Here is a 9,059-nt window from a genome sequence, read left to right on the forward strand (position 1 = left end):
GGCGGTCATATTGAACAAGTTGGATCACCGATCGATCTGTACGAGCGGCCGCAAAACACATTCGTTGCGCAGTTCATCGGCAGCCCAAAGATGAATTTCTTCTCGCCCGCGAACCTATCGGCACAGGCCTTGCAAGCGCTGGGTGTGTCGGCAGACTCAGATACGATCATAGGCATTCGCTCCGAGCATATGAAACTAAGCGATGCCTCAGACGCAAAACTCTCAGCACGCTTTGAGATCGTTGAAAACTTGGGCGAACTTGCTCTGGTTCACATGAAAACCGCGGACGGGGTCGAGTTCATCGTAAAGCTAGAAACCCCACCGAATGTGATGAATGGCGACGAGCTGCACTTCAGTTTTGCCGACGAGAAAGTTCATCTGTTTGATGCAAAAACGGGTGAGCGTCAGAACTAGGCGACGATTGCTTTGAAGGGCTGCAAAGGGCGTTTGCACCTCTTGAGCTCTCCCAGCCACGTGGTCGCGTGGCTGGGTTAGTGGCGACGCATTGCTTAGTCGCCGGGCGTTTCGCGCTGAAAGATCACTGGGAACCAGTCCTCTCTCAGAACCTGCCCCGCAGTCATGCCGTGATCCGGAAACGGCGGTGATGTCGGGCCGGGCCGCTCGACATAACGCGCATCATCCCCAACCAACCGCAGGGAAAAGGCGCGGCGGCGCGTTGTCGATGTGTTGCCCCGCGCGCCATGCAGAATGCCATAGTTGAAAGCCACCGCATCGCCGGGCTCCATAGGCCATTCCCGAATATCCATCCCCTCAGCATCGGGGTCCGGCACGGGCATATAGGCATCGTCCTCGGGATAGAAATTGGTTTCCGACAGCCAGCGCGTGGGCAAAACCGGCTTCTCCCAAGCATGACTGCCCGCAACACACCGCAGGCTGGCTTCGTTCACAGGGTCCATCGGTGACCAGAAACTGACGTTCTGCATTCCATCTACAAAATAGTAAGGGCCATCCTGATGCCATGGGGTCGGCTTGGTCGTGCTGGGCTCTTTCACCAGAACATGGTCGTGAAACACCTGCACGGTCTGGGACTGCATCAGGTCAGCGGCGACTTCGGCGGCGGGCGATGTGCGGATGACCTCTTCGAATTCAGAAATACGCGTCCAGTTGCAATAGTCGTCAAAGAACCGGCCACGCTCGCCATCCTTCAGGTTTTCCGCCGCATAGGGGCCCGGCTCGGCCATATTGCGTTCAATTCCCGCCCGGATCGTGTCGACGTAGTCTTTGAAAAGCCCTTTTACCAAGACAACGCCATCGCGTTGAAAGGCGTCGATATCCTTCTGTGTCAGCAGCGCATGCATATTTGTATCCTCCGTGTTGAAGGCAGCCTAAGAGGGGGCGCAAATAGCTTCAAATAATATTATTTCATACTATAAATAAACTGATGCTATATAATACCCTACGCCAATATGAATATATTCTCGCCGTCGCCCAGACCGGCAGCCTGACCGACGCCGCAGCCAAGCTGAATGTCTCGCAGCCGTCCTTGTCCGTCGCAATCTCTCGGGTCGAGGACACGCTTGGCCAGCCGATCTTTGTGCGTCGCAAGGGCGCGGCAATCAAGATCACCCCATTTGGCCATCGGTTCATAAATGAGGCCCAACGGCTGGTTGCACTGGCGCAATCCATCGAAACCGGCGTGGATCGATCACGAACGTTCGTCTTGGGCTGTTTTGACGACATCGCCCCCTGGTATCTGGCCCCGACGCTGAAACATCTGCAAAACAGCTTTGCGGACATCACGTTTCAGGGTCGCGAAGGCGGGTTTGCCAATCTTGCAACGGATCTGAACGAAGGTCGCATTGATCTGGCGCTGTCTTATGACGTGGGATTTGACGACAGGTTTCAGCGGCGCAGCCTGCGTTCCATCGCACCGACCGTGTTTTTGTCCAACGGTCACACGTTGACCCGCAATGACCACATCACGTTGCAGCAGCTAGAGGATCACCCGCTGATCCTTTCCAGCGAAGGACTGTCCGAGAGTTTCGTGAAACGCATCTTTGAGCGTTTGGGCCTGTCGCCGAATATTGCCATTCGGGCCGCATCATTGGAATCCATGCGCTCCCTTGCGGCGCATGGCATGGGGGTCGGGCTCAGCTATACCTGCCCGACCACGGATACCAGCTATGACGGCTGCCCGTTGCAGACACGGCCCGTGTCGTCCCCCGAAGCCGTCGCGGACATCGCGTTGATCTGGTCACGCCTGCGCCAAGAGGACCCTGTGTTTCGTCAGATCAGCGACCAGATCGCAGCCCTATAGAACTGACGCCCTGTGGGCACCGGTGCTCAGACCGGCAGCGCCGTTGTCTTGAACACGGTTCTCAGCGCAAAGGAACTCTGCATCTGGGCAACCCCGGGCAAACGGGCCAGATACTGACGGTGAATGCGGGCGAAATCTTCGGTATTTTCGGCCACGACTTTCAACAGATAATCCGCCGTGCCTGCCATCAGATGACATTCCAGAACGTCCGGAATGCGCGCCACGGCCTTTTCAAAACCCTCAAGCAGCTCGTCTGCCTGCCCCGATAAGGTAATTTCGACAAAAACCGTGGTCGGCACACGCATTTTTCGTGAATCCAAAAGCGCTACGTAATCCCGAATGACCCCCTCGTTCTCCAGCCGCTGCACACGACGGTGACAGGCGGATGCCGATAGGTTTACTTCTTCGGACAAGTCCGCATTCGACATCCGTCCGCGTTTTTGAAGCACCGTCAGGATGCGACGATCCGTTTGATCAAGTTCCATTATATCGAACCTCCTTGCGCGTTGGGCACCTATAGTCGAAGATTCTTCGAATTACATGTTTTTATTCTGCCTAAAAAAGAAGCACTTTCTTGCAAATCCGAGGCCAGACTGTCGGAAAGCTTACCTAAAGGACGACCCCATGAAAATCGGATGCCCCACAGAAATCAAACCGCAGGAATTCCGGGTTGGCATGACCCCAGACGCGGCCCGCGAAGCCGTTAACCATGGCCACGAGGTGGTCATCCAAAAAGGCGCCGGCGCAGGGGCCGGATTCAGCGACGCCGACTATGAAGCGGCAGGTGCTGCGCTTTTGGACACCGCAGAAGAGATCTTTGCGACCGCCGACATGATCGTCAAAGTGAAAGAGCCGCAGGCGGTCGAGCGTAAGATGCTGCGCGAGGGTCAATTGCTGTTCACCTACCTACACCTCGCGCCCGATCCCGATCAAACCCACGACCTATTGGACAGCGGCTGTACTGCGATTGCTTATGAAACAGTGACCGACGCCGCCGGCGGATTGCCATTGTTGGCACCGATGTCCGAAGTCGCTGGCCGTTTGGCGCCTCAGGTTGGGGCCTGGACACTGCAAAAGGCAAATGGCGGCCGTGGCGTTCTGATGGGCGGCGTTCCCGGTGTTGCACCCGCGAAGGTCGTTGTGATTGGCGGCGGCGTTGTCGGCACTCACGCGGCGCGCATCGCAGCAGGCATGGGCGCTGATGTCACCGTTCTGGACCGCAGCCTGAACCGGCTGAAGTATCTGGACGACGTATTTGGCCACGTGTTCAAGAACCAGTATTCTACAGCGGGTGCGACGGCCGAGCTGGTGAATGCCGCAGATATGGTCATCGGTGCGGTTCTCATTCCGGGCGCGGCGGCTCCGAAACTGGTGTCGCGCGCGCAGCTGTCTGACATGAAACCGGGCGCGGCGCTTGTGGATGTCGCCATCGACCAAGGTGGCTGCTTTGAGACCTCTCGTGCCACAACCCACGCGGATCCGATCTATGACGTGGACGGCATCATGCACTATTGCGTGGCCAATATGCCGGGCGCAGTTGCGCGCACGTCGACTCAGGCTTTGGGCAACGCAACCCTGCCCTTCCTGCTCAATTTGGCGAACAAAGGCTGGAAGCAAGCCTGCGAGGACGATCCGCATCTGTTGAACGGCTTGAACGTACATGCGGGCAAGCTGACCTACTACGCAGTCGGCAAAGCCTTGGGCATCGACGTTCTGTCCCCACAACTGGCGCTGAAAGCCTAAGGCTCGGCCCCTTCAAAAACCGGCTGCAGTTCGCTGAGGCGAGCTGCAGTAAACTCCATAAAGGTCCGAATGCGCGGCACATGTCGCAGATCTGCATGGGTCAGCAACCACAAGGGCAGATAGTCAAACCGCGGCATATGGGGCACGCGCACCAACGCCGGATCCGTATCCCCCAAAAAACAGGCCATCCGCGTCGCGCCAATCCCCGCACGCACTGCGCCAATCGCTGCGGCCATATCATCCACCGTCAATCGCACGCGCAAATTCGGACGCACGGCTTTCAATTCAGCAGGCGGCCCCGGCCAATGGGCAAAGCGCACCCAGTCCAATGGGGCCTCTCCGCCCGGATCCCGTGCGATCAGATCAGGCGACGCATAGACCGCGCCTTTTTGCTCCATAAAGCGGCGACCAAACAGCGTTTCCGGCGGCTCGTTTGAGAACCGGATCGCGACATCCGCCTCGCGTTGGGCCAGATTCAACGTGTCATTGGTGGCCACCAATTCCAGATCCACTTGGGGATAGGCCTGAGTGAAGTCCTTAAGCACATCGCCAAAGATCCGCTGAATGAACAGTTGGGGCGCCGTCACACGCAGCCGTCCCCGCAGACGGTCATCCCGTGCTGCAATCTTTAGATCGAGGTCCGAGTTCAACCGCGCCATGGCCTCGGCGGTGCGCACCGCTTCTTGGCCGGCCTCTGTTGGCACATAGCCACTTGGAAGCCGGTCAAACAACCGCTCTCCCAAGGCTTGTTCCGCCGCCGAAATACGCCGCGCCACCGTCGCGTGGTTGACGCCCAACACACGCGCAGCACCGCTGGTTCCGCCGTTGCGCGCGGTCTCTAGAACAAAGCGAAGGTCATTCCAATCCAGCATGGCCTGATAATATATGCGCAACCAATGCGCATCAATGACCGTTTTTGAACATATCGAGATCGGTTAAGTATCAGGCATAGCCACAAGCAGGAGACACATCATGACCGTTCATGCCATCGTCACGTTATCCATTTCAGACCCCGACACCCTCGCGGCCTATCGCGAAAAAGCAGGCGCAGCGCTTGCGAAATACAACGCGCAGCCTTTGGCCGTTTCACAGGACGCCACGATTATCGAAGGCGACGGAACCGCGCCGGATGTCACGGTCATCCTGACCTTCCCCGACCGCGATCATGCACTTGGCTGGATCAATGACCCAGAGCTGGCCAGCACCCATGCGCTGCGCCGTGGTGCGGGACAGTCAAATATTATTCTGATGTAATAGAGGGGTCTTAACGACCCCTTTCGCGCTACCCTTCGCGGCGGATCTGCACAACATGCGGGTAAGGGATCGAGATGCCCTCGGCGTCAAAGGCTTCTTTCATTGCCTTAGTTAGCTCGAACTTTGCATCCCAGAAATCCGCAGAAGAGCACCACAGACGCGCAGTGATATCCACCGAACTCGCGCCGAGTGCCGTTACCTTTACCCAAGGCTCAGGGCTTTTCAGAATGCGGCTATCTTCGGCGGCGACGCGGTGAATGATCGCAATGGCTTTGTCAGCGTCATCGCCATAATCGATGCCAAACATCAGATCGATACGGCGGGTCACGTGATGGGAATAGTTGGTGATCACAGCACCCCAGGCCTGACCGTTGGGCACGATGATCTGGATATTGTCCGGCGTGGACAGCTCGGTCACAAACAGATTGATGTCTTTGACGGTGCCGGACGTGCCCGCGATATCCACATATTGCCCGATCTTATAGGGGCGGAAGATTATCAACATGAACCCCGAGGCCAAATCATTCAGCGTACCCTGAAGCGCCAGACCAATCGCCAAGGTCGCGGCCCCCATGATCGCCACAAGGCTGGTCGCCTCAATGCCAAACAGACCCATAATTGCGATGCCTGTGACAAGCAGAATGATCCAGCGCGCGATCGACGCGGCAAAGCTGCCGATTGTGTTGTCCAGCGTTTCACTGGCAAAGACCCTGCGGCGGATCAAACGCGCCACCAATCCGGCAATCGTCCAGCCGATAATCAAAACGATAAAAGCGGTGATCGTATTCGTCACGATATTTGAGTACTGGCCGACAAAATCCATCACAGAGTCCAAAGTCAAAATCATCTCTCCTAAACATAAGGGCCGGAGGAACCGGCCCTTGTCATGTGCCCCTTTTACTGCAGCACATTCTTAACGAAAAGGCGACACGCCTTTACTTTTTTAGAGAGTCGCGGATCTCAAGCAGAACGTCCAGCTCGCTTGGTCCCGCTGGCGCCTCAGGTGCCGGAGCCTCTTCCTCTTTTTTGGCGGCGGCTTCTTTCACTTTGTTAACGTAGCGCACCAGCATAAACACCACGAAGGCGATGATCAGGAAATTGATCACGGCCATGATAAATGCACCATGTGCAAAGACCGCAGCCCCTGCTTCGCGCGCTGCATCCAGACTTGCGCCCGCAGCGACTTCGCCTGACAGAACTATGTATGAATTGGTGAAATCAACGCCGCCCAAGAAAAGCCCGATGATCGGATTGATCAGGTCGCCGACCATGGATTTCACAATGGCCGTAAATGCCGCGCCGATAATAATCCCGACCGCCATGTCCATAACATTGCCTTTGGCAATAAAATCTCTGAATTCCTGCAACATAAAACTGTCCCCTTAGTTGCTATTTTATAAGACTTACGTGAGGCACTTTGCGCCTATGCACATCACCCTGCCCAAATACGCACTCTTTTTCATCTAAAATTATGGGAAAAACTGCCTATCTTCCCCGTGAACAACCCAGGAGTTAACCGTGGCCGACCTTTCACAATTTGAAATCACCAAAAAATGGACGCCAAAAGATCCAAGCGTTCTGCAACTGTTTTCTTTCCCGACCCCGAATGGCGTCAAAGTCTCTATCGCGCTGGAAGAGATGGGTCTGGCGTATGAGCCGCATCTGGTGACCCTGTCCGATGCAGACGTCAAAAGCCCAGAATTTCTGTCGCTGAACCCAAACAACAAAATCCCTGCCATCATTGACCCCAATGGCCCAGATGGTGCTCCGGTTGGACTGTTTGAAAGCGGCGCGATCCTGATCTATCTGGCCGAGAAAACCGGCAAGCTGATCGGCAACTCGCCTGCAGAAAAAGCCAAAGTCATTCAATGGCTGATGTTCCAGATGGGTGGCCTTGGCCCGATGTTCGGTCAAATGGGCTTTTTCGTTAAATTCGCAGGCTCTGAAATCGAAGACCCTCGCCCGCGCGAACGTTATGTCAACGAAGGCAAACGCCTGCTGGCCGTGCTTGAAAAAGAACTCTCGGACAAAGAGTGGATCGCGGGCGATTATTCCATCGCAGATATCGCAATCGCGCCATGGCTGGCGGCGCTGAACTTTTACGAGGCCAAAGACTTGGTCGGCTGGGAAGACTTCCCGAATGTCAACGCATACCTTGAGCGGTTCCTGGCGCGTCCGGCTGTTCAAAAAGGTCGCACCATTCCGGCCCGCGATAGCTAACCCTTTTGGTTGCCCCTGCCTGACCCTATATTGGGGTCAGGTAAAGGAGGCCCAAACATGCGCTTCAAAGACCTTGCAGAGCGTCAAATCCTAAAAGCCAAAGCCGAAGGTCAGCTGACCGGGCTTAAGGGCGAAGGCAAACCTCTGCCACATGCGGGCTATGGCGACGCCGCCGAAACCGCCGGATTTCGCATCATGGCAGACGCAGGCGCGTTGCCACGCGAGTTCACGCTGAAACAGGAACGGGACGCGCAGGCCAAACATCTGGCCAGCCTGACGGACCCCGAGGCGCGCAAAGCGGCGATGGCTGTGCTGGCCGATCTGGAAATGCGCCTTGCGATCGAGCAAGACGCCCGTCGCAAGTTTCTGCAACGCTAAAGCACTCAGACCGCACTGAGGATCAGCCGGGTAGCGCTCCGGTCAGAACATAACGCAGCATCTCGACCACTTGCGCAGGCTCCTCGGCCACGGCCAACGCAGCGGCATCCACCTCTTTTAGGGCGTGCTGATGGTCTGGGCCGTGCAAGACAATCAGGGATTTGCCAAGCGCCGAGGCATAGCCCGCATCAAACGCGGCATTCCACTGTTTGTATTTTTCCCCAAACCGTACGACGACCACATCCGCGTCCTCGATGCCTTTGCGAGTACGGATCGCATTCAGTTTGGCGCCCTTGTGGTCATGCCAGAACTTTTGATCCTCGGCCCCCAAGATGCGCACACCGCAATCATCACTGGCCGCATGATCGGTCACTGGGCTGTCAAAAGTGACATCCAGACCGGCCGCGCCGTCGATAATCTGTTCGCGCCAATCCGTGTGAATTTCACCGGACAGATAGACTTTCAAACCCATTTGCGTTCTCCGAATTTCCTGCGGTGCACTATGCGGGGTCAGCAGGAAATGTCCACCAACTCGTCGCACTTAGGACTTTCGCGCCACGGTATAAAGTCGCTCTTGTCCGGCCGGGAAATGACCGCTCTCTAGGATCTCAAAGCCTGCGACACGAAACGCCTCTTCCAAGTCTTCTCGGGTGTGAAAGCCCACGAATGGCGCTTTTCCCAGAAACTGCATCAGCGGCAGCACCAGCTTCATCACGCGGTACTCAAGGTGCAGGCCGGACTTTGGTTTCACGAATGTCTTAGAAACGATCACCCCGCCCGGCTTCAACACCGCATATGCGCGGGCAAGTACGGCGGGCAAGTCTTCGACAAGGTGCAGTATGTTATGGGCGAGAACAGCATCAAACGGCCCGTCGGGCATGTCTTCGGCGCGGTGCTGCGCGAAGGTGACATTGTCGATGCCGTCCTTCGCCGCGTTCTGACGACCCACCTCCAGCATCTTAGTGGACAGGTCCGTCGCGGTGATATGGGCGCAGTCGCCAGCCAACAACAGCGCCGTCGCCCCCGTGCCTGCACCGATCTCTAAAACCGTGTGCTCCGCCGCGAGATAGCCCCGCGTTTTGTTCAATGTCAGCTCATAGGACGCCATATCCTTGATCGGATCACGTGCGTATTTCGGTGCAATCTTGTCCCAGAACTTCGCAGCATCAGCGGTTGCCATGGTGTT

The 9,059-nt window shown here is 56.5% G+C and carries 13 protein-coding genes; 6 read left to right on the forward strand and 7 right to left on the reverse strand.

The features are described 5' to 3' along the window. A partial coding sequence (locus ACEQWH_RS14445) for a TOBE domain-containing protein (protein ID WP_370231991.1) occupies window positions 1-414 on the forward strand: 414 nt, incomplete at its 5' end. Between the two features lie 95 nt (window positions 415-509). Here the strand turns inward: ACEQWH_RS14445 and ACEQWH_RS14450 are convergent. Then, entirely contained in the window at window positions 510-1,319 is an 810-nt protein-coding gene (locus ACEQWH_RS14450; protein WP_370231993.1) for a phytanoyl-CoA dioxygenase family protein, read from the reverse strand. 83 nt (window positions 1,320-1,402) lie between these two features. On the opposite strand from ACEQWH_RS14450, the gene ACEQWH_RS14455 reads away from it, so the two are divergent. After that, on the forward strand, window positions 1,403-2,278 hold the full coding sequence (locus ACEQWH_RS14455; protein WP_370231995.1) for a LysR family transcriptional regulator: 876 nt from the start codon (window positions 1,403-1,405) through the stop codon (window positions 2,276-2,278). Between the two features lie 26 nt (window positions 2,279-2,304). Here the strand turns inward: ACEQWH_RS14455 and ACEQWH_RS14460 are convergent, their stop codons facing one another. Then, complete coding sequence (locus ACEQWH_RS14460; protein ID WP_370231997.1) at window positions 2,305-2,763, reverse strand: Lrp/AsnC family transcriptional regulator; 459 nt, start codon at window positions 2,761-2,763, stop codon at window positions 2,305-2,307. Window positions 2,764-2,902: 139 nt separating this feature from the next. On the opposite strand from ACEQWH_RS14460, the gene ald reads away from it, so the two are divergent. Next, window positions 2,903-4,021: an alanine dehydrogenase gene (ald, locus tag ACEQWH_RS14465; RefSeq protein WP_370231999.1), complete on the forward strand. Its 1,119-nt coding sequence runs from the start codon at window positions 2,903-2,905 to the stop codon at window positions 4,019-4,021. Here the strand turns inward: ald and ACEQWH_RS14470 are convergent. Continuing rightward, window positions 4,018-4,914, reverse strand: a complete 897-nt coding sequence (locus ACEQWH_RS14470; protein WP_370232000.1) for a LysR family transcriptional regulator — start codon at window positions 4,912-4,914, stop codon at window positions 4,018-4,020. The two genes, ald and ACEQWH_RS14470, sit on opposite strands and share 4 nt — an antisense overlap. A 79-nt stretch (window positions 4,915-4,993) precedes the next feature. On the opposite strand from ACEQWH_RS14470, the gene ACEQWH_RS14475 reads away from it, so the two are divergent. Next, entirely contained in the window at window positions 4,994-5,275 is a 282-nt protein-coding gene (locus ACEQWH_RS14475; protein ID WP_370232002.1) for a DUF1330 domain-containing protein, read from the forward strand. Between the two features lie 28 nt (window positions 5,276-5,303). On the opposite strand, the gene ACEQWH_RS14480 is transcribed toward ACEQWH_RS14475, so the two are convergent. Beyond that, on the reverse strand, window positions 5,304-6,110 hold the full coding sequence (locus ACEQWH_RS14480; protein WP_370232013.1) for a mechanosensitive ion channel family protein: 807 nt from the start codon (window positions 6,108-6,110) through the stop codon (window positions 5,304-5,306). A gap of 100 nt (window positions 6,111-6,210) precedes the next feature. Beyond that, on the reverse strand, window positions 6,211-6,645 hold the full coding sequence (gene mscL, locus ACEQWH_RS14485; RefSeq protein WP_370232004.1) for a large conductance mechanosensitive channel protein MscL: 435 nt from the start codon (window positions 6,643-6,645) through the stop codon (window positions 6,211-6,213). A gap of 148 nt (window positions 6,646-6,793) precedes the next feature. Here mscL and ACEQWH_RS14490 point away from each other — a divergent pair, with 148 nt between their 5' ends. Next, complete coding sequence (locus tag ACEQWH_RS14490) at window positions 6,794-7,495, forward strand: glutathione S-transferase family protein (protein WP_370232006.1); 702 nt, start codon at window positions 6,794-6,796, stop codon at window positions 7,493-7,495. A 57-nt stretch (window positions 7,496-7,552) separates the two neighbouring features. Next, window positions 7,553-7,873, forward strand: a complete 321-nt coding sequence (locus tag ACEQWH_RS14495) for a DnaJ family domain-containing protein (protein WP_370232008.1) — start codon at window positions 7,553-7,555, stop codon at window positions 7,871-7,873. Window positions 7,874-7,895: 22 nt separating this feature from the next. Here the strand turns inward: ACEQWH_RS14495 and ACEQWH_RS14500 are convergent, their stop codons facing one another. Together ACEQWH_RS14500 and ACEQWH_RS14505 are read right to left on the reverse strand one after the other, a co-directional pair. Continuing rightward, window positions 7,896-8,345, reverse strand: a complete 450-nt coding sequence (locus ACEQWH_RS14500) for a YtoQ family protein (RefSeq protein ID WP_370232010.1) — start codon at window positions 8,343-8,345, stop codon at window positions 7,896-7,898. A gap of 69 nt (window positions 8,346-8,414) precedes the next feature. Next, window positions 8,415-9,059 (reverse strand): class I SAM-dependent methyltransferase (locus ACEQWH_RS14505; protein ID WP_370232011.1); only part of this gene is annotated, 645 nt, incomplete at its 5' end.

It is taken from the genome of Cognatishimia sp. (genome assembly GCF_964229375.1).
Classification (GTDB): Bacteria; Pseudomonadota; Alphaproteobacteria; order Rhodobacterales; family Rhodobacteraceae; genus Cognatishimia.